Source organism: Amantichitinum ursilacus, assembly GCF_001294205.1.
Classification (GTDB): Bacteria; Pseudomonadota; Gammaproteobacteria; order Burkholderiales; family Chitinibacteraceae; genus Amantichitinum; species Amantichitinum ursilacus.
Genome location: NZ_LAQT01000011.1, coordinates 18,411 through 38,349 on the forward strand (window position 1 = coordinate 18,411; position 19,939 = coordinate 38,349).

Annotated in this window: 16 protein-coding genes; 15 read left to right on the plus strand and 1 reads right to left on the minus strand. The window is 60.4% G+C overall.

What is annotated here, in order from left to right; genetic code table 11:
- Positions 1-102: 102 nt before the first annotated feature.
- The 3 genes from coaBC to WG78_RS14755 all read left to right on the plus strand — a co-directional run bounded on the left by coaBC (position 103) and on the right by WG78_RS14755 (position 2,213).
- Entirely contained in the window at positions 103-1,320 is a 1,218-nt protein-coding gene (gene coaBC, locus WG78_RS14745; RefSeq protein WP_053938612.1) for a bifunctional phosphopantothenoylcysteine decarboxylase/phosphopantothenate--cysteine ligase CoaBC, read from the plus strand.
- A gap of 34 nt (positions 1,321-1,354) precedes the next feature.
- On the plus strand, positions 1,355-1,804 hold the full coding sequence (gene dut / locus WG78_RS14750; RefSeq protein WP_053938613.1) for a dUTP diphosphatase: 450 nt from the start codon (positions 1,355-1,357) through the stop codon (positions 1,802-1,804).
- Between the two features lie 145 nt (positions 1,805-1,949).
- A complete protein-coding gene (locus tag WG78_RS14755; protein ID WP_053938614.1) occupies positions 1,950-2,213 on the plus strand; it encodes a hypothetical protein in 264 nt (87 codons plus the stop codon).
- A gap of 46 nt (positions 2,214-2,259) precedes the next feature.
- Here the strand turns inward: WG78_RS14755 and WG78_RS14760 are convergent, their stop codons facing one another.
- Positions 2,260-3,195 carry an oxidoreductase gene (locus WG78_RS14760; protein WP_201782454.1) on the minus strand — a complete coding sequence of 312 codons (936 nt, stop codon included), beginning with the start codon at positions 3,193-3,195 and terminating at the stop codon, positions 2,260-2,262.
- A gap of 140 nt (positions 3,196-3,335) precedes the next feature.
- Between WG78_RS14760 and WG78_RS14765 the strand changes: the two genes are divergently transcribed.
- The 12 genes from WG78_RS14765 (at position 3,336) to WG78_RS14820 (ending at position 19,386) form a co-directional block, all read left to right on the plus strand.
- Positions 3,336-5,123: an FAD-dependent oxidoreductase gene (locus WG78_RS14765; protein ID WP_236692051.1), complete on the plus strand. Its 1,788-nt coding sequence runs from the start codon at positions 3,336-3,338 to the stop codon at positions 5,121-5,123.
- 544 nt (positions 5,124-5,667) lie between these two features.
- Positions 5,668-6,762: an AraC family transcriptional regulator gene (locus WG78_RS14770; RefSeq protein WP_053938615.1), complete on the plus strand. Its 1,095-nt coding sequence runs from the start codon at positions 5,668-5,670 to the stop codon at positions 6,760-6,762.
- Positions 6,763-6,929: 167 nt separating this feature from the next.
- Complete coding sequence (locus tag WG78_RS14775) at positions 6,930-7,730, plus strand: gamma-glutamyl-gamma-aminobutyrate hydrolase family protein (protein ID WP_236692052.1); 801 nt, start codon at positions 6,930-6,932, stop codon at positions 7,728-7,730.
- 129 nt (positions 7,731-7,859) lie between these two features.
- A complete protein-coding gene (locus tag WG78_RS14780; protein ID WP_053938616.1) occupies positions 7,860-9,194 on the plus strand; it encodes a glutamine synthetase family protein in 1,335 nt (444 codons plus the stop codon).
- Positions 9,195-9,239: 45 nt separating this feature from the next.
- A complete protein-coding gene (locus WG78_RS14785; RefSeq protein WP_053938617.1) occupies positions 9,240-10,619 on the plus strand; it encodes an aspartate aminotransferase family protein in 1,380 nt (459 codons plus the stop codon).
- A gap of 184 nt (positions 10,620-10,803) precedes the next feature.
- Positions 10,804-11,838, plus strand: a complete 1,035-nt coding sequence (locus WG78_RS14790; RefSeq protein WP_236692053.1) for a polyamine ABC transporter substrate-binding protein — start codon at positions 10,804-10,806, stop codon at positions 11,836-11,838.
- A gap of 181 nt (positions 11,839-12,019) precedes the next feature.
- Positions 12,020-13,159: an ABC transporter ATP-binding protein gene (locus WG78_RS14795; RefSeq protein WP_053938619.1), complete on the plus strand. Its 1,140-nt coding sequence runs from the start codon at positions 12,020-12,022 to the stop codon at positions 13,157-13,159.
- Between the two features lie 11 nt (positions 13,160-13,170).
- A complete protein-coding gene (locus WG78_RS14800) occupies positions 13,171-14,079 on the plus strand; it encodes an ABC transporter permease subunit (RefSeq protein WP_053938620.1) in 909 nt (302 codons plus the stop codon).
- Positions 14,076-14,897, plus strand: coding sequence for an ABC transporter permease subunit (locus WG78_RS14805; protein ID WP_201782455.1), 822 nt, complete (start codon positions 14,076-14,078; stop codon positions 14,895-14,897). The genes WG78_RS14800 and WG78_RS14805 overlap by 4 nt, the downstream gene beginning before the upstream one ends.
- 86 nt (positions 14,898-14,983) lie before the next feature.
- The gene (locus tag WG78_RS14810; RefSeq protein WP_053938629.1) at positions 14,984-16,501 is read left to right on the plus strand and encodes a DUF3138 family protein; all 1,518 of its coding nucleotides are present in this window, start codon (positions 14,984-14,986) and stop codon (positions 16,499-16,501) included.
- 71 nt (positions 16,502-16,572) lie between these two features.
- Positions 16,573-17,859 carry an NAD(P)/FAD-dependent oxidoreductase gene (locus WG78_RS14815; protein ID WP_053938621.1) on the plus strand — a complete coding sequence of 429 codons (1,287 nt, stop codon included), beginning with the start codon at positions 16,573-16,575 and terminating at the stop codon, positions 17,857-17,859.
- Positions 17,860-17,889: 30 nt separating this feature from the next.
- Positions 17,890-19,386 (plus strand): aldehyde dehydrogenase, encoded by a 1,497-nt coding sequence (locus tag WG78_RS14820; protein ID WP_053938622.1) that lies wholly within the window; start codon positions 17,890-17,892, stop codon positions 19,384-19,386.
- Positions 19,387-19,939: the final 553 nt, after the last annotated feature.

Below are 19,939 nucleotides of genomic sequence, written 5' to 3' on the forward strand. Positions count from 1 at the left end.
GTCTGAGCAAGTGGCAGAGCCTGTTACACTTCGCGCAGACCGGCAATGCCAACCCGCATCAGGTTTGCGGTAGAACAAATTCGGGTAAAAGTGAGGAGCAGTATGAAACCCAGAAAGATCGTGCTTGGCGTGACGGGCGGCGTGGCCGCCTACAAGGCGGCCGAGCTGACGCGCCTGCTGATCAAGGGCGGCCACGAAGTGCAGGTGGTGATGACTGCTGCGGCCACGCAATTTGTCACGCCCGTTACCTTTCAGGCGCTATCGGGCAAACCCGTGTTTACCGACGCCTGGGACGCGCGCATTGATAACAATATGTCGCACATCGACCTCACCCGCGGCGCCGATGTGGTGCTGGTGGCCCCGGCCACGGCTGATTTTATCGCCAAAGTGGCGACTGGCTTGTGTGATGACTTGCTGACCACGCTGGTGGCCGCGCGCGATTGCCCGCTGCTGGTGGCCCCGGCCATGAACCGTCAGATGTGGGAAAACCCGCCCAATCTGCGCAATGTGGCGCAACTGAAGGCCGATGGCGTGCAAGTGCTGGGCCCCGATAGCGGCGACCAGGCCTGCGGCGAAGTGGGGTTGGGCCGCATGCTGGAACCCGACACCATCGTGCAGCATCTGGAAGCGTTTTTTCAGCCGCGCGTGCTGGAGGGCCGCAAGGTGTTGATTACCGCCGGCGCGACATTCGAACGCATCGACGCCGTGCGCGGCATCACCAACACCAGCTCGGGTAAGATGGGGTTCGCCATTGCCCGCGCGGCATGGGAAGCCGGGGCCGAAGTTACGCTGGTGGCTGGCGAAACCGCCTTGCCCACGCCGCCCGGATCACGTCGCATCGATGTCAAAAGCGCGCAAGACATGCTCAGCGCCGTCAACGCCGAGATTGACACCCAGGACATCTTCATCAGCGTGGCCGCCGTGGCCGATTACTACGTGCTGAACCAGTCCGAGCAAAAAATCAAAAAAGACGCGCATATCCTGACGCTGGAACTCGCACCCAATCCGGACATTCTGGCCAGCGTGGCATGCCGTCCGCGCCCGCCGTTCTGCGTCGGCTTTGCCGCCGAATCCGAGAACCTGATCGAATACGCGCAGGCCAAGCGCAAGCGCAAGCAATTGCCATTGCTGGCCGCCAATCTGGTGCAAAGCGCGATGGGTGCGGAGGACAACGAGCTGATCCTGCTCGACGACGCGGGCGAACATAAACTGCCGCGCGCACCCAAGCTGGATGTGGCGCGCCAACTGGTCACGCATCTGGCGCGCTTGTACGACGCCGATCATCCCGCCGCGCGCCCGGCCGGCGCTGCATTCAACTGATTAAAACCAAACCGCTAACACCAAGGGCCCGACCATGAGCACTCTCGATATCCGCATTCTGGATGAACGCCTTAAAGACAATCTGCCTACTTACGCGACCGCCGGCGCAGCGGGCCTCGACCTGCGCGCCTGCCTGGCCGCGCCGCTGGAGCTGGCCCCGGGCGCGACCGTGCTGGTGCCCACCGGCATGGCCATCCACCTGGCGGACCCGGGCCTTGCCGCGATGATTCTGCCGCGCTCGGGCCTGGGCCATAAGCACGGCATCGTGCTGGGCAATCTGGTCGGGCTGATCGATTCGGACTATCAGGGCCAGGTCTTCGTGTCGATGTGGAACCGCGGCAGCCAGGCCTTCACCATCCAGCCACTGGAGCGTATTGCCCAACTGATCGTGGTGCCGGTGGTGCAGGTGGAACTGAATGTGGTTGATTCGTTTGAAGAAAGCTCGCGCGGCGAGGGCGGCTTCGGCAGCACCGGCACGGCTTGATGCGGCCTTGCACCATGGTGAACGACCGTTCAGCGGTTTTTGTGGTCGCAGAACGATCGTTCAGCAAATAATGCTTGCGACGATGACGGGGCCTGGTTATTGTTTGTAGAACGATTGTTCCATATGACGACTTCAGGAGCCCGCCATGCAAGCCACCACCCGTTTTCGTATGACCGATTCCGCTTCCATCCACAAGCAAGTATTGCGTGTGCCGGCGGCGATCATCGAACACCTGGTGCAGCAGGCCAAAGAAGAAGCCGCCTTTGGCATCCGCTGGCTGCATAGCGCCGATATCGCAGCGCTGCACCCCGAACTGCAACGTGATGGCCAACGCCTTGTCGGCATGTATGTGCGCATGGATCAGGGCGGCGTGGTCACCGACATCGGCATGCGCAAGCAACTGCACTGATCTGATCAGTCAAAGGCAATCCTGGCGTTGGCGCGGGGCGTGGTCATCACGGCGTTGGCCATGTCACCCCGGTCAGCTCGGCCGACACTTGCCATAATCGCGCAGCGACCGCCTTATCGCGGGCATAGCGCGCCACCCGTGCGATCTGCACATTACCTTTAAGCTCTTGCCAGCCATCAGGTCCGTAATACGCACCACCGACGGCGTCAGCCGCGCTTGCCGCATACAAGGTGGGCAGTGCGCCTGCCGCTGCCGATTGCCCTACCCACGGCTGAACCAGCGAGGTCATGCGCTTTAGCCAGCTATCCGTGCCCGCTGCGTTATGAAACAGATCGGTGCTGGCGTAACCCGGATGCGCCGCCATGCTGGCAATGCCCCAGTTCCCACGCGCGCTGTGGCGTTGCAGTTCCAGTGCAAACAGCAACAGCGCCAGTTTGGATTGCCCGTACACGCGCCACGCGTGATAGCGGCGTTGCGCTTGCAGATCGTCAAAATGAATCCGTGCACGCCGATGCGCCACGCTGGCCAGACTGACCACCCGCGGACGGTTGCCGCCGCGCAGCAAGGGCAGCAGCAGCGCCGTCAGCGCGTAATGCCCCAGATAATTGGTCCCTAGTTGCAGCTCAAACCCATCCACCGTCATGGTGCGTTTGGGCGGCATCATCACGCCTGCATTATTGATCAGCACATCGATGGGCTTGCCGGCCTCGTGCTGCGCGTGGGCAAAGTCGCGCACCGAATTCAGACTGGCCAGATCCAGATGTTCAAACTGCACCCGCGCTTGTGGATGTTGCTGGCAGATATGCGCCAGCGCCGCCGCGCCTTTGCTGGCATTGCGTCCGGTCAGCAAAACGTCTGCGCCTGCGCCCGCCAGCGCCATTGCGGTTTCGTATCCCAGGCCGCCCGTCGCGCCGGTGATCAGAATGTGGCGGCCGTTTTGTGATGGAATATCGCGCGTGCGCCAGGCGCTGATCTCAGTCATGGTGGTGGGGCCCCGGAAAGTGTCGGCAAGTTTGCTGCGAGCATAAAGCAAAAGCGCCGACGCCTTCTGCCCCGGATGGCGGAGGCTGTGCTTGTTACTGACAACTATAGTGAGCAACGAACCCGCTACGGAGTGCCCCCATGACGCCGCCCATTTCGCCCGGAAACCTTAACGACCCGTGGACGCCCGCCGCCCAGCCCGCCACGGTGGCCGCGCTGACCGAGATGGCGCCTGATCCGGTGCCCGCCGCCGCGCCCGACGCGCCGTACTCGCCGCTGGAATCGCGCAAGCATCAGATGTTCCCGATCCTGAGTGCGCATGACATCAGCCGCATCGAGCGCTTTGGCGAGCGTCGCAGCTACGCCAGTGGCGACGTGCTGTACCACCAGGGACGACCCGGCCCCGGCCTGTTTGTGATTCTGGAAGGCGAGGTACAGATCATTACGCGCGATGGCCTCGGTCATGTCAGCGTGGTGGTGGAGCAGGGCGCGGGTCAGTTTATGGCCGAGGTGGGGCAACTGTCGGGCAAGCCGGCGTTGGTGGAGGGCATCGCGCTGAGCGCGGTCGAGGTGTGGCTGGTGTCGCCCGAGCATCTGCGCGCCTTGCTGGTGGCCGAAGCCGACCTGGGCGAACGCATCATGCGCGCGCTGATTTTGCGTCGCGTTGGCCTGATCGAAAAAGGCCGTGGTCTGGTGCTGGTGGGCGGCGAAGCCAGCGGCCGTCTGCATAATCTGCAGAGCTTTCTGCGCCGCAACGCCTATCCGCACGCGGTGATGCAGGCGGATGAAGACGCCGATATCAAATTGCTGCTGGAGCGCATTACGCCCAAGGCCAGCGAATACCCGCTGGTGATTTGCCCCGATGGCACGGTGCTGCGCGCGCCCGATGAGGGCGAGCTGGCCACGCACCTGGGTTTGCTACCCGACTTTGATCCGCAGCATGTCTACGATGTCGCCGTGGTCGGCGCGGGCCCGGCCGGGCTGGCGGCCGCCGTGTACGCCGCATCCGAAGGCTTGTCGGTGGCGGTGTTTGAATGCCGCGCGCCAGGTGGTCAGGCCGGGGCCAGTTCGCGCATTGAGAATTACCTGGGCTTTCCCACCGGTATTTCGGGCCAGGCGTTGGCCGGGCGCGCGTTTGTACAGGCGCAAAAATTTGGGGCGCATCTGGCCATCCCACTGGAAGTAAAAGCGCTGCATTGCCAGGAGAGCCCACTACAGCTTGAATTACGCGACGGCCGCCGGATCCCCACGCGCACCGTAGTAGTAGCTAGTGGCGCGGTATATCGCCGCCCGCGCATCGAGCATCTGGAACGCTTTGAAGGCCGCGGTGTGTATTACTGGGCGTCGCCGGTCGAGGCCAAATTGTGCCGCGATGAAGAAGTGATGCTGGTTGGCGGCGGCAATTCGGCGGGGCAAGCGGCCGTGTTTCTGGCCACCCATGCCAAACGCGTGCATATCGTGATCCGTGCGGCGGACTTCTCGGCCAGTATGTCGCGCTATCTGATCGAACGCATTGAGTCGCAGCCCAATATCAGCATGCATGTGCGCTCGGAAATCTGCGGTTTGATCGGCGATGACCACGGCCTGACCGGTGTGGCGTACCAGACGCATGCGGACGACGGTCAGCTGGATGTCGCCACGCTAAACGTACGCCATCTTTTCTTGTTTATCGGCGCGGACCCCAACACCGACTGGCTGCGCGATTGCGACGTGGAGATCGATAACAAGGGCTTTGTGCCGACCGGCGCCGCGGTCGCCACGCAAGCCAGCGGCCCGGACTACGCCTTGCAGACCTCGGTGCGCGGCGTATTTGCCATTGGCGACGTGCGCTCAGGCTCTACCAAACGCGTCGCCGCCGCCGTGGGCGAGGGTGCAGGCGTCGTCGCGCAAATCCATGCCTACCTGGCGCAGGCCGTGACCACCGCATAGGGTGGGTCTTGACCCACCATTCAAAGCAAAGTGCAATTCCACCGACTCTAGCAAACCATATATTCAACGCAAGGGATGGATCGGTGCAGCCCCTCGCAAGAACGCATATCCAAAGCTTTTAGTCACGAGCACGACCTGGCAGGCCACTTTGAGTGGTGGGTCCTGACGGGGACGCCGAGTCCCACCCTATGCGCACCGCCGCGTGCCGCGTTGCACCAAACTGGCGCGTTTCTGACAAAAATACAACACTGTCTGTGGCGTCGCCCGCTGGCATGCTTCTTGCCATCATAAAAGCGTAACGTGGCGTCGAGGCCACAGCCCGCGGCGGCGGCATTGCCGTAACCCCGGCGCCAGGGTTAGAACTTCGGCTGCCACGAAACAAATACACAAACACAAAAAAGCACAGCTCAACGCACAACAGACTGGATGGAAGCGTCCCGAACGCCCGCGCACGTCGCGGCAACGGGGAAGAAGCGTCAGGCCTGCCGGGAGTCCCCCACACTGGCGCCGCGCTTCGATACGCCAAAAAAAAGGGACCTGGAGCATGAAAAACGCGGGCTCATGTGTGCAAAAACAAGCGGCCCTGGTGCCGTCGACATTACAGACCATTTCCACCATCGCGCGCCTGACCGGGCGGCGTGATATCCCCCCCGAAGCCGTACTGGCCGGCAGCGGCATTGCGGTTTCCGATCTGCAAGACACCACCATGATGGTCACGCAGGCACAAGAATTGATCGTGGCCGGCAACGCGCTGAACCTGACCGGCGACCCCACGCTGGGCCTGCAGATTGGCAACGCATTGCGCGTTTCCAGCTTTGGCCTGCTGGGTTACGCCATGCTGGTTAGCCCCACGCTGCAAGACGCGCTGCAATGCCTGTTTGATTTTCCGCTGCTGTTTGGCGCGTATTTTGATATCTCGCTCAGCGTCGAGGGTTACGGCGCCACCCTGGCCGTCAGCAACTATCAATACCGGTCTGATCTGGAAGTCCTCAACACCGATATGTGCCTTGCCGCGTTATGGGCCGTGGTCTGTGACGTGATGGCCGACAAGATCGCGCCGGACTGTGTGACCTTGCGCCACGCCAAGCCGGAACACGCCGCGGCGTACCGGCAGACGTTTGGTGGCCCGGCCTATTTTGGCCGCACGCAAAGCGCGGTGCATTTTCCGGCCGAGCTGTTGAATATGGCGCTGCCGCTGGCCGACCCGTTCAGCTACAACGTCATGCGCCAGCAATGCCAGCAACTGCAACGTAGCTGGCAGAACAGCAATACGCTGGATGTGATTTCACGCGCGTTGCGGCTGATGTATTCCGATCCGCTGGTCTACAACCAGCTCAATAACGTGGCGGCCGAGCTGTATATGTCCGAGCGCACCTTGCGCCGGCGGCTGGATGAAAAAGGCGTCAAGTTCCAGCATTTACTCGACCAGGTGTTGCGCGACAAAGCGGTGGAATATCTGTCGGGCAGCAGCCTGCCGGTGGCGGAAATCGCCGAACGGCTTGGCTATAGTGAGACGGCGAGCTTCCGCCATGCCTTCCGCCGCTGGACCGGTCGCTGCCCCAGCGATTACCGCACCGCACCCGCAACACAGCGGATTAATCCGGCCATAGCAAGTTGGCCGGAATTATCTCCTGGCTGACCGGTTTCGCTCTCCAAGGGCCAGGGATGGCCCAGGCACAATGGGTTCAACGGCGTCGCTCGCACGACGCAAAGCGCGGATAGCGCACCTGGCTGATTTGCCCGCAAAGCTTGTATACGGGCAGCGCCAGGCGCTACGGCGCGGCTGAACAACAACCGGTGTGCCCCATGATGCAAGCGCAAGTTCCGTCCTCTCGCAGTGCCCCGGTGGTTGGCGTCATCGCCGACCTCAAACAGATCGGCGCGCATGGTTTTCATGCCGCGGGCCACAAATACATCGCCGCAGTAGTCGGTGGCGCGCATGCCTTTGCCGTTGTGCTGCCGGTGCTGGCGCCGCAACAAGACATCGCGCAAACGCTGGATCTGGTGGACGGACTGTTGCTGACCGGCAGCTATTCCAATGTCGAACCGCATCACTACGCCGGTCCGGCCAGCGCGCCGGGCACCTTGCATGACCCCGATCGTGACGCCAACAGCCTGCCCTTGATTAACGCTGCCATCGCGGCGGGCGTGCCGCTGCTGGGCATCTGTCGCGGGTTTCAGGAAATGAATGTCGCGCTGGGCGGATCGCTGCATCAGCGCGTGCATGAAGTGGCCGGCATGCTGCTGCACAAAGAGCGCGACGAAGACCCGCTCGATACCCAGTACGGCCCGGCGCACCCGGTCAGCGTGGTGGCGGGCGGGCAGTTGGCGGGCTGGCTGGATGGCGCCAGCCAGATCACTGTCAATTCTTTGCATAGCCAAGGGGTGCAAACGTTAGCGCTGCGGGCGCGGGCGGAAGCGATTGCGCCCGATGGCCTGGTCGAAGCGTTCAGCGTGCCCGAAGCATCCCGTTTTGCCTTTGCCGTGCAATGGCATCCCGAATGGCGTTATGCCGATAACCCGGTCTCGCTGGCGCTGTTCGCCGCGTTTGGTGAGGCCTGTGCAGCGAGGAGGGCAGCACGACTGTCGCAACCAGTGACAGCTTGATCAGCAGTACACGAGGCGGATTACGGCATGGGTCGTAATCAAAGAGTTCGATATCCGTGGTTTAAGCATTCTGTTGTGTCAGATGGACTGTAACCACCGATATGGGCCCTGAAACCAGGAACCATCCAGATGGACAAGATCACCGATTTTTTGCGCGAACATCGTATTACCGAAGTGGAATGTGTGGTGCCCGACATGACCGGCATCGCGCGCGGCAAGATTATTCCGCGTGCCAAGTTCGAGGCCGGCGAGAACATGCGCCTGCCCGCCGCCGTGCTGTTCCAGACCGTCAATGGCGACTACCCCGAAGATGAATCGATCTCGGGCGTGACTGACCCCGACATGATCTGCGTGCCCGACGAAGACGCCATCCGGCTGGTGCCGTGGGCGGTGGACCCCACCTGCCAGGTGATCCACGACTGCGTGCACTTTGACGGCTCGCCGGTTGAATTTGCGCCGCGCCATGTATTGCGCAGCGTACTGGCGCTGTACAAAGCGCGTGGCTGGAAGCCCGTGGTGGCACCGGAACTCGAATTTTATCTGGTGGACGTCAACAAGAACCCCGATATTCCGCTGCAACCGCCGGTGGGTCGCTCGGGCCGCGCCGAGGTGGGCCATCAGGCGTATTCGATCGAAGCCGTTAACGAGTTCGATCCGCTGTTTGAAGACATCTACGATTACTGCGAAGCGCAAAACCTGGAAGTGGATACGCTGATCCACGAAGTCGGCGCGGCGCAGATGGAAATCAACTTTCTGCACGGCGACCCGCTTGACCTGGCCGACCGCGTGTTCCTGTTTAAACGCACGGTGCGCGAGGTGGCATTGCGCCACAACATGTACGCCACGTTTATGGCCAAGCCGATGGAAAACGAGCCGGGCTCGGCCATGCATATCCATCAAAGCATTGTCGACGCCGAAACCGGCGAGAATATTTTCAGCGATGCCGACGGCAAAGAGTCCGCGCTGTTCTATCACTACATCGCCGGTCTGCAGGCCTATGTGCCTGCGCTGATGCCGATCTTTGCGCCGTTCGTAAACAGCTATCGCCGCCTGAGCCGCTTTACCGCCGCGCCGATCAATATCCAGTGGGGCTACGACAACCGCACGGTGGGTTTGCGCGTGCCGATGTCAGGCCCGGCCAACCGTCGCGTGGAAAACCGTATTGCGGGCGTCGATTCCAACCCGTATCTGGCGATTGCCGCCACGCTGGCCGCGGGTTATCTGGGCATGGTGCAAAAGCTGGACCCCACCGAGCCCATCAGCACCGACGCCTACAACATGCCGTACGAACTGCCGCGCAATCTGGAAAGCGCCATCACCTTGATGCGCGCTTCGGCCGATGTGGCGGGCGTGCTGGGGCAGACCTTTGTTGATGCCTACACCAGCGTTAAAGAAACCGAATATGAAGCGTTTTTCCGCGTGATCAGTTCGTGGGAGCGGCGACATCTGTTGCTGTATGTCTAAGCCCGCCCCCAACCACGACGCTGCCCTTCACAAGGAAAACCCATCATGTTGAATCAGACCAGCAGCACCCGCACCACGCAGCAATGGCAGCAACTGGATGCCGCGCACCATCTGCATCCGTTCTCGGATATGGGGTCGCTCAACCGCGCGGGCAGCCGCGTGATAACCCATGCCGAAGGCGTGTATCTGTGGGATAGCGAAGGCAACAAGATCATCGACGGCATGGCCGGTCTGTGGTGCGTCAATGTCGGTTATGGCCGCAAGGAACTGGCCGACGCCGCGCAAAAACAGATGCTTGAATTGCCGTACTACAACACCTTCTTCAAGACCACGCACCCACCGGTGATCGAGCTATCGCACGAGCTGGCGCAACTGACGCCGGAAGGCTTTAACCACTTCTTTTATTGCAATAGCGGCTCGGAAGGCAACGACACCGTCCTGCGCATCGTGCATCAGTACTGGGCCGCGCAAGGCCAGGCCAGCAAACGCTATGTGATCTCGCGCCACAACGCCTATCACGGCTCCACCATCGCCGGTGGCTCGCTGGGTGGGATGGGCTATATGCACGAACAGATGCCCAGTCGCGTGCCCCACATCGTGCATATCGGCCAGCCGTACTGGTTTGGCGAAGGCGAAGGGCAGACGCCCGCCGAATTTGGCCTGGCGCGCGCCGCCGAGCTGGAGGCCAGAATCCTTGAGCTGGGTGCGGAAAATGTCGCCGCCTTTATCGGCGAGCCCTTTCAGGGCGCAGGCGGGGTGATTTTTCCGCCTGATAACTACTGGCCCGAAATAGAACGCATCTGCCGCAAATACAACTTGCTGCTGGTGGCCGATGAAGTGATTGGCGGCTTTGGTCGCACCGGCGAATGGTTTGCGCATCAGCATTTTGGCTTCAAGCCCGATTTGATGACGCTGGCTAAAGGTTTGACCAGTGGCTATGTGCCGATGGGCGCGGTGGCGATTCAGGACCACGTGGCGCAAACGCTGATTGCAGGCGGCGATTTCAACCATGGCCTGACGTATTCGGGCCATCCGGTGGCGGCGGCGGTAGCGCTGGCCAATATCGCCATCCTGCGCGACGACGGCGTGATCGATACGGTCAAGCACGATACCGGCCCGTATTTCCAGAAAAGCCTGCGTGAGGCGCTGGCGGCATCGCCCATCATCGGCGAAATCCAGGGCCACGGCCTGGTGGCAGGCATGCAGTTAAGCCCGCAAGCCGGTTCGCAAACGCGCTTTGAAAATGGCGGCGATATCGGCCTGATCTGCCGCGACCATTGCTTTGCCAACAACCTGATCATGCGGGCGACGGGTGATCGCATGTTGCTATCGCCGCCGCTGGTGATCAGCCGTAGCGAAATTGATGAACTGGTCGAAAAAGCCGCGCGTTGTTTGCGGCTGACTGCGGAAGGCCTCGGTTATTAAAGCGCGGGCCCGGACGCGATGGCGCAGCGCCGTAACAGCATGATGATTTTGTTTTCAGGTAGTCAATGTCGCGATCCGGGCAATCCGGAATTCATTTAATAGATCTTCCTGTGGGAGTAGGGAAATGATGCGCAAGCTTTCTGGCAGTCTGGCCGTATTGGCCCTCTGTTGTACAGCGCCCGCCATGGCCGCTGATTCGGTGCTGAATGTATATAACTGGTCGGACTATATCGCCAAAGACACCATTGCCAATTTTGAAAAAGAAAACAGCATCAAGGTTAAATACGACGTTTACGACAGCGACGATACCTTGCAAGCCAAATTGCTGACCGGCCGCGCGGGTTACGACATTGTGGTGCCCACCAGCAGTTATGCCGGCAAACAAATCCAGGCTGGCATTTTTCAGAAACTGGATAAATCAAAACTGCCTAACCTGAAACATCTCGATCCCACCTTGATGGCCTTGATTGCCGGCGCTGATCCGGGCAATCAGTATCTGGTGCCGTGGGCGTATGGCACGGATGGCCTCGGTTATAACGTCACCAAGGTGCGCGCTATTCTGGGCAAAGATGTGGACCTGGCGAACTGGGATATTCTGTTTAAACCGGAATATGCCTCCAAGCTTAAATCGTGCGGTATTTCCATGCTGGATCAGGGCTCGGAAATCTTTCCTAACGTACTCAAATATATGGGCAAGAGCCCGGATAGCGTAAACCCGGCGGATTATCAGGAAGCGTTTGAATTACTGAAAAAAATCCGCCCGTTTATTGGCCAGTTTAATTCATCCGGTTATATCAATGATCTGGCCGGTGGTGATATCTGTATGGCGTTTGGTTGGTCGGGTGATGTCACCATTGCCAAACATCGCGCTAAAGAAGCCGGTAAATCGTACGAAATTGCTTACTTTATTCCGCATCAAGGCGCGGGGATCTGGTTTGACACCATGGCAATACCCAAAGACGCGCCGCACCCCGAAGCCGCGTTGAAATGGATCAATTACATCGAAACGCCCGAAGTGCATGCCGCCATTACCAACGAAGTGTTTTATCCCAACGCCAATCTCGAAGCCAAAAAGTTTGTGAAGCCCGATGTGGCCAACGATCCGGCCGTGTATCCGCCGCCTGAAGTCGCCAAAACATTGTTCTTGATGAAGCCGCAACCGGCCGAGATTCTGCGGCTGGAAAACCGGCTGTGGGCGCAATTCAAATCAGGTCGCTAAACATTTGACGGCTTGATGCCTTGAACGGTGCGGTCGCGGGATAAACCCACGCCGCACCGGTAATCCCAATACCCGTAGCACCGTGCGCAGGCGAATTCTTTGCACAGAACTCGCTGAGGGCGTCTGCGCGCGTTATTTCCGTAATTCCGGTTTAAACGGTTAAAAGGTTGACCCCCAAATCATGAATGCTGCTCAAGCCCAGGCCCTCCATCACGCCAGCACGGCGCCCGACGCCGACGCGTTTGTCCGCATCGTCGACGTGGTCAAAAAGTTCGGCGAGGCCACCGCGGTCGCCGGTGTCAATCTGAGCGTGGCGCGCAATGAGCTGTTTGCGCTGCTGGGTAGTTCGGGCTGTGGCAAATCCACGCTGCTGCGCATGCTGGCCGGTTTTGAAGAGGTGACCTCGGGCCGCATCATCATCGACGGCGAAGACATGGCCGCGCTGCCGCCGTACAAGCGCCCGGTGAACATGATGTTCCAGTCGTATGCGCTGTTTCCGCATATGAGCGTGGCCGCCAATATCGCGTTTGGCCTCAAGCAGGAAAAGATCGGCCCGCGCGAGATTGATGAACGCGTGGCCGACGTGCTTGAGCTGGTGCAGATGAGCAAATACGCCCGGCGCAAGCCGTATCAATTATCCGGCGGGCAGCAGCAGCGCGTGGCGCTGGCGCGCAGCCTGGTCAAGCGGCCCAAATTGCTGCTGCTGGACGAACCGATGTCGGCGCTGGACAAGCAGATCCGCCAGCGCACGCAGATCGAGCTGGTCAATATTCTCGACAAGGTGGGCGTCACTTGCATGATGGTGACGCACGACCAGGAAGAAGCCATGACCATGGCCACGCGGCTGGCGGTGATGTCGGAAGGCCGCATCGTGCAACTGGGCACGCCGCACGAAGTGTACGAATACCCCAACACGCGCTTTAGCGCCGCCTTTATCGGCAGCACCAATCTGTTTGACGGCAATGTCAGCGTCGACAATCCCGATCACATCTACGTGGAATGCGCCGCGCTGCCGCAGCCGGTGTTTATCAGCCACGGCATTACCGGCCCGCTCGGTATGCCGGTCACCCTGTCGATCCGGCCCGAACGCGTGCGGCTGACCCGCACCGCGCCCGACAACACGCCCAATCAAGCGCCGGGCAAGGTCTGCAACATTGCCTATATGGGCAGCTACACGCTGTACCACGTGCAACTGGCGTCGGGCAAAAACGTGATGGCCAATGTCTCGACGCTGGCCTTCGACAACGTCGATCCGCCCTCGTATGACGAAGAAGTGTTCGTCAGCTGGGCGCCCGACGCCGTCACCGTGCTGACCAAGTGAGGAGGGCGACGATGACTCCGCTTTCCTCCCGCCTTCAACGCTATATCCCCAGCGGCCGCAGCCTGGTGATTGGTGGGCCGTATTTGTGGCTGGCGCTGTTTTTTCTGGTGCCGTTTTTGCTGGTGGTGAAGATCAGCTTTGCCGAACAGCAACTGGGCGTGCCGCCGTACACCGAGCTGGCGCAGCTGCAAGACGGCATGGTGCATATCAATCTGCAGCTGGGGCATTACACATTTCTGCTGTCCGACAGCCTGTATTTCGCCACCTATCTCAGCTCGCTGCAGATGGCGGCGGTGTCCACGCTGCTGTGTTTGCTGATCGGTTATCCGATGGCGTATTACATCGCGCGCAGCAATCCGGCCACCCGCAACATGCTGATGATGGCGGTAATGCTGCCGTTCTGGACCTCTTTTCTGATCCGCGTTTATGCCTGGATCGGCATCCTTAAAAACAATGGTTTGCTCAACCAGTTTCTGATGTGGGCACACCTGGTGCGCACGCCGCTGGAGCTGTACCACACCAATACCGCCGTCTACATCGGCATGGTTTATTCCTACCTGCCGTTTCTGGTGATGCCGCTGTATGCGCATCTGGTGAAGATGGATTTGTCATTGCTCGAAGCCGCGTACGACCTGGGCGCGCGGCCGTGGAAAGTGTTCTGCCAGATCACGCTGCCGCTGTCGCGCAACGGCATTATCGCGGGCTGTTTGCTGGTGTTTATTCCGGCTGTGGGCGAGTACGTGATTCCCGAACTATTGGGTGGATCGGACACCTTGATGATCGGCCGCGTGATGTGGGACGAGTTCTTTAACAACGCAGACTGGCCGATGGCCTCGGCGGTGACGTGCGCGATGGTGCTGCTGTTGCTGGTGCCGATGGCGCTGTTCCAGCACTACCAGGCCAAGGAGTTCGAGCAATGATCAAGCCCAATAAAAAACTGCAGGTGGGCACGCTGGCGGTGGGGTTCTTTTTTCTGTACGCGCCCATTCTCAGCCTGATCGTGTACTCGTTTAACGACAGCCAGCTGGTGACCATCTGGTCGAAAGTGTCCTTGCGCTGGTACTACGCGCTGGCGCAAGACGATGAGCTGATCAATGCCGCGTGGCTATCGCTCAAGATCGGCTTGCTGACTGCATTTGCCTCGGTGGCCATCGGCACGTGGGCGGGCTTTGTGCTGGCGCGGATGGGGCGGTTTCGTGGCTTTACGCTGTATAGCGCCATGATCAACGCGCCGCTGGTCATCCCCGAAGTGATCCAGGGTATCTCGCTGTTATTGCTGTTTGTCGAGATGGGCAAAGTGCTGGGTTGGCCGGCCGAACGCGGCGTGTTCACCATCTGGATCGGGCACGTGATGTTATGCGTCAGCTACGTCGCCATCATCGTGCAAAGCCGGATTCGTGAACTGGACACCGCGCTGGAAGACGCCGCCATGGACCTCGGCGCAACGCCGCTGCGCGTGTTCTTTGTGATTACGCTGCCGCTGATTTCGCAAGCGCTGATCTCGGGCTGGCTGCTGTCGTTCACTTTGTCGATTGACGATCTGGTGCTGTCCGCCTTCCTGTCCGGGCCGGGCTCGACCACCTTGCCGCTGGTGGTGTTCAGCCGCGTGCGGCTGGGCCTGAACCCCGAAATGAATGCGCTGGCCACGATCTTTATCGGCCTGGTCACCGTGGGTGTCATCGCCGCCAACTTCTTTATGCAACGCGCCGAAGCGCGCCGCGCCATGCCCGCCAGTTAAGCAACCGCCGTACCGAATCAGAACGTAGACACAGGTGTTTGAGTAGTTTTTATCAGGGTGCAGTTTCAACCATTGGGATGACGAAAATGCGCAAGAAGATCTTATGTACCTTGCTGGCCGGCTTGACCGTGTCCGGGGCGGCGCTGGCGGCGCCGAAACAAAGCGACATCGACGCCCTCAAGGCGCAGGTGAACGCGTTGCAAAAGCAGATCCAGCAACTGGAAGCGCAACAGGCGCAACAAGCGGCAGCGCCGGCCCCGGCGGCAGTACCGGCCGCATCGGCCAGCACCACGCCGCCGATGTCGCCGGAAGACGTGGAGGCGATGAAGCAGTCGATTGCGCAACTGCAATTAAAAGTGGATAGCCTGGACACCACGGTTAACGAAGGCGGCCTGGCCGGTTTGTCGATCACCGGCTACATGGACCCGGTGTACATGTACAACAACAACGCGCATTCGGGCTCGTTCAGCTTTGTTAACCATAACGGCGCGTACAACTACGACGGCAGCACGTTTGGCGACGTGTATCTCGATATCAAAAAGACATTTGGCGCCGGTTCGCTGGCGCCTAGCGCTGAGATTTCGATCATGCCCAACCGCGGCAACGGCGCCACGCTGCTGGCCACCGATGATGGCTCCAACGCCTTTATGAACATCATCAACACGGCGGTGGCCACCATTCCGCTGGACACCAGCAGCAGCTTTGTCATCGGCCTGATGAGCAGCTTTGGCGGCTACGAATATCAGTTGTCCACGCTGATGCCCACGCTGACGCACAACCTGCTGTATGACTTCTCCGATCCGGGCAGCTATACCGGCGTGGGCTACAACTATTCCACCGGCAACTTTGCCTGGAAGTTCATGCTGGCCAACGAGCAATACCGCACCAAGGGCGCCAGCACGCAGACCGACACCAATGCCGACACCGGCCAGGCCGTGTTCCACAGCAACAGCACGCCGACCTTTACCACGCGGCTGGATTACACCTGGTCTTCGTCGATTGATCTGGGCTGGTCCGCCAACATCGGCCGCCAGACCCTGGCCACCGGCAGCACGTGCGCCAGCGGCTTTGGTTACCAATGCACCAGCGGCTCGCCGTATAGCAAATATCTGTTTACCGAAGCCGATATGACCTACACCTGGGCCGACACCACCATCAACGCCGAAATCGATTACGGCCGGCAAGACAGCGCCGCTTACAACGGCGGCACGGCGGTCTGGTATGGCGTATCGCTGCTGGGCCTGCAAAAGTGGCATAGCGATGCCGGTTCGTTTGGCACCGCGCTGCGCTTTGATTATCTGAACGACAGCAAGAACGGCGGCGGCGGGGGCGGCATCGTGCTGGCCGATGGCGGGCTGGATGGCCACAACGGCTTTGGCATCAGCCAGGACTGTGCGGCTAATAGCGACAACGCCGGTATGGATTGCAAAGGCGCTAATCGCAGCGATATCGCATTTGACCTGGTCTGGTATCTGACCGACCAGGCCACGCTGAAGCTGGAATACCGCCACGATATGGCTTCCGAAAACGTGTTTGTGCGCAACGATGGCACCTACAGCAAACACAACGATCTGTTCGGCACGCAGTTTATCTACGCGTTTTAAGCGGGTTTAAACCGCAGCAAGCAGTCCACCCCGGCTGGCCACGCTGGCCGGGGTTTACCGGATGCACAGCAATGCATATCGAACAAACAGAACACATCGCCAGCTGGTACGCCGCCACGGCCAACGACAGCACACGCCATGCGCCGCTGATGGGCACGCTGGCGTGCGATGTGCTGGTGGTGGGGGCAGGGCTGACGGGTTTGCACGCGGCGCTGAACCTGGCCGAGCGCGGCTATAAAGTGGTGGTGCTGGAAGCCGCCCGCGTGGGTTGGGCCGCCAGCGGGCGCAATGGCGGCCAGGTGATCAACGGCTTTGCCTGTGGCATGGATACGTTTGAGTCCGAACTGCCCAAAGAAGACCTGCAGCGCGTGTTTGATATGGGCATCGAAGCCAATACCTTGCTGCGCGAACGCATCGCAAAGCACAACATTGATTGCGATTACCGCGCCGGTTATCTGACCGCCGCCAACAAGGCCGCGCACGTTAAAGACCTGCAAGCCTGGCGCGACGAAGCGGCGCAACGCTGGGGTTATCCCGATCTAAGCTGGGTAGAGCGCAGCGAGCTGCCCGGTTATGTGCAGTCCGAGCGCTATGCCGGTGGTCTGTTTGACCCGAACAGCGGGCACCTGCATCCGCTCAATTACACCTTGGGCCTGGCGCGCGCGGCCGTCGCCGCCGGGGTGCAGATTTTTGAACACAGTCTGGTCACCGAAATGCAGCAAGGTACGCCGCATGTGCTGAAGACCGCGCACGGCCAGGTGCAAGCGCAGTTTGTGGTGCTGGCCTGCAACGCGTTTATTGAACATTTATCGCCCGCGCTTAATCGCAAGATCATGCCGGTGGGCACGTATGTGATTACCACCGAGCCGATCACACCCGTACGCTTTAAGGCTTTGATGCCCGCAGGCGCGGCCATTTGCGACAGCCGCTTTGTGCTCGATTATTTTCGGCCGACGCCCGATGGGCGCGTGCTGTGGGGCGGCAAGGTCAGTTATTCGACGCTGGCCCCAGCCAACCTGGCGCAAGCCATGCGCGCCGATATGTTGAAGACGTTTCCACAACTGGCCGACATCAAAATAATCCACGCGTGGGGCGGCATGGTGGATATCACCATGAACCGCGCACCGCATTTTGGCCGCCTGGCCAGCACGGTTTATTTTGCCCAGGGCTTTTCCGGGCATGGCGTCAATGTCAGCGGGCTGGCGGGCAAACTGATGGCGGAAGCCATCGCCGGTCAGGCCGAACGCTTTGATATTTTCACAAAGATCCGCCACCACGATTTTCCCGGCGGCGATCTGTTGCGCACCCCTTCGCTGGTCCTGGCCATGGCCTGGTACCGGCTTAAAGATCTGGTTTAAACACTGCGCCAGCGACCAAGGAAACAAACGATGTCCCAGACCAAAGACTTTGCATATTGGCGTCACCTGGCCGAAGGCCTGCAGATTGAAGGCCGCGCGTTGATCGATGGCGAATTTACCGCCGCCGCCAGTGGCAAAACCTTCGACTGCATCAGCCCCATCGACGGCAAATTGCTGACCCAGGTGGCGTGGTGCGGCGAGGCCGATGTTGACCACACCGTAGCGATTGCGCGGCAACGCTTTGAGAGCGGCGTGTGGTCCGATCTGAACCCGCGCCAGCGCAAGGAGATCATGCTGCGCTGGGCCGAGCTGATCCGCGTACACGCCGACGAAATCGCATTACTGGAAACGCTGGATGCGGGCAAACCGATTGGCGACACCACCACGGTGGATGTGCCTGGCGCGGCGTACACGGTGCAATGGTATGCCGAGGCCATCGACAAAGCGGGCGGTGAGGTGGCGCCGGTGGACTACCATCTGGTGGGTCTGGTCACGCGCCAGCCGATTGGTGTGGTAGCGGCGGTGGTGCCGTGGAATTTTCCCATCCTGATGGCGGCGTGGAAGTTTGGCCCGGCGCTGGCGGCGGGTAATTCGGTGATCCTGAAACCGTCCGAAAAATCGCCGCTATCGGCCTTACGCGTGGCGCAGCTGGCGCTGGAAGCGGGCATTCCGCCGGGGGTGTTTAACGTGCTGCCCGGCTTTGGCGATACCGGCAAATTGCTGGCGCTGCATATGGATGTCGATTGCCTGGCGTTTACCGGATCGACCTTTGTCGGCAAGCAACTGATGCAGCACAGCGGGCAATCCAACCTTAAACGCGTGTGGCTGGAGCTGGGCGGCAAATCGCCCAACATCATCATGCCGGACTGCCCGGACATGGCCCGCGCGGCGCGTTCGGCGGCGGGCGCCATCTTCTACAACATGGGCGAGATGTGCACGGCGGGGTCGCGGCTGCTGGTGCATCGGTCGGTGAAAGATGAGTTCATCAAGGCGCTGATCGCCGAAGCCGCCGCCTACAAACCCGGCAACCCGCTGGACCCGGCCACCTCGATGGGCGCGATTGTGGATCACATCCAGCTGGAACGCGTGATGAGCTATATCGAGACCGGCAAAGGCGAAGCAACGCTGTTGTTAGGCGGTGGCCGCACGCTGACGGAGACGGGCGGGTATTACATCGAACCGACCATTTTCGACGTCGCCAGCCAGGAAGCGCGCGTGGCGGCGGAGGAGATTTTCGGGCCGGTGTTGTCGGTGATTACCTTCGATACGCTGGATGAAGCGATTGCATTGGCGAATGCCAGCGAGTACGGCCTGGCGGCGGCGATCTGGACGGCCGACCTGACCACCGCGCACGAGGCCGCCCGGCGGCTGCGCGCGGGCACGGTATGGGTGAATTGCTATGACGAAGGCGGGGATATGAATTTTCCGTTTGGCGGGTTCAAGCAATCGGGCAACGGGCGGGATAAGTCGTTGCATGCGCTGGATAAATATACGGAGTTGAAGTCGACGTTGATTCGGTTGAGGTGAAAGGGGGGGCGAGGGTGGTGGGGGAAACCCTTTAAACGCTTAGCCTGCGGCGCATTTTTGAAACCGGGGGGCGCCCCGTTGCGCCTTACTTTTCTTTGCTTCGCCAAAGAAAAGTAAGCAAAAGAAAGGCGACCCCACTCGCGAATCCTTCGCTCGCCAGGGGGCCCGGTAGGTCAAAAGCCGAAACGGACCGTCTGTTACTTCCGCGCCTCAGCTGCCGCTCCGCGGACGCGACGCTCAGTCGGAGCCCAAAAAGCCGGTCTCCTACCTTCGCGCGCTCAGGAGATGGCGTGGCGTAGCGACGGTTGCTGCCTCGTTGCTGCGCAACATCGGGTGGGCGTGGTGGCTGGGCCGTGACAGTGAATGAACATCGCGCGTGCTTAACGCATTGTGCATAGGGTGGGTCTGGACCCACCACCCAAAGTGGCAAGCAAGAACAACCGGGCCAACCGCCCGCAAATTTACCTCCTCGCGGAGGCTTGCAAGAACAATCGGGCCGAATTACCCACATGCGTGCCTTCCCGCCGAGGCATGCAAGGAAACGTAGGGTGCG

Excerpts from the sequence above, each read along its gene's own strand:
- WG78_RS14785 (WP_053938617.1), top strand. The coding sequence starts at position 9,240 with ATGTTGAATCAGACCAGCAGCACCCGCACCACGCAGCAATGGCAGCAA.
- WG78_RS14760 (WP_201782454.1), bottom strand. The coding sequence starts at position 3,195 with ATGACTGAGATCAGCGCCTGGCGCACGCGCGATATTCCATCACAAAAC.
- WG78_RS14805 (WP_201782455.1), top strand. The coding sequence starts at position 14,076 with ATGATCAAGCCCAATAAAAAACTGCAGGTGGGCACGCTGGCGGTGGGG.
- WG78_RS14775 (WP_236692052.1), top strand. The coding sequence starts at position 6,930 with ATGATGCAAGCGCAAGTTCCGTCCTCTCGCAGTGCCCCGGTGGTTGGC.
- WG78_RS14815 (WP_053938621.1), top strand. The coding sequence starts at position 16,573 with ATGCATATCGAACAAACAGAACACATCGCCAGCTGGTACGCCGCCACG.
- WG78_RS14810 (WP_053938629.1), top strand. The coding sequence starts at position 14,984 with ATGCGCAAGAAGATCTTATGTACCTTGCTGGCCGGCTTGACCGTGTCC.
- dut (WP_053938613.1), top strand. The coding sequence starts at position 1,355 with ATGAGCACTCTCGATATCCGCATTCTGGATGAACGCCTTAAAGACAAT.
- WG78_RS14780 (WP_053938616.1), top strand. The coding sequence starts at position 7,860 with ATGGACAAGATCACCGATTTTTTGCGCGAACATCGTATTACCGAAGTG.
- WG78_RS14755 (WP_053938614.1), top strand. The coding sequence starts at position 1,950 with ATGCAAGCCACCACCCGTTTTCGTATGACCGATTCCGCTTCCATCCAC.
- WG78_RS14795 (WP_053938619.1), top strand. The coding sequence starts at position 12,020 with ATGAATGCTGCTCAAGCCCAGGCCCTCCATCACGCCAGCACGGCGCCC.
- WG78_RS14765 (WP_236692051.1), top strand. The coding sequence starts at position 3,336 with ATGACGCCGCCCATTTCGCCCGGAAACCTTAACGACCCGTGGACGCCC.
- WG78_RS14770 (WP_053938615.1), top strand. The coding sequence starts at position 5,668 with ATGAAAAACGCGGGCTCATGTGTGCAAAAACAAGCGGCCCTGGTGCCG.
- coaBC (WP_053938612.1), top strand. The coding sequence starts at position 103 with ATGAAACCCAGAAAGATCGTGCTTGGCGTGACGGGCGGCGTGGCCGCC.
- WG78_RS14800 (WP_053938620.1), top strand. The coding sequence starts at position 13,171 with ATGACTCCGCTTTCCTCCCGCCTTCAACGCTATATCCCCAGCGGCCGC.
- WG78_RS14790 (WP_236692053.1), top strand. The coding sequence starts at position 10,804 with ATGGCCGCTGATTCGGTGCTGAATGTATATAACTGGTCGGACTATATC.
- WG78_RS14820 (WP_053938622.1), top strand. The coding sequence starts at position 17,890 with ATGTCCCAGACCAAAGACTTTGCATATTGGCGTCACCTGGCCGAAGGC.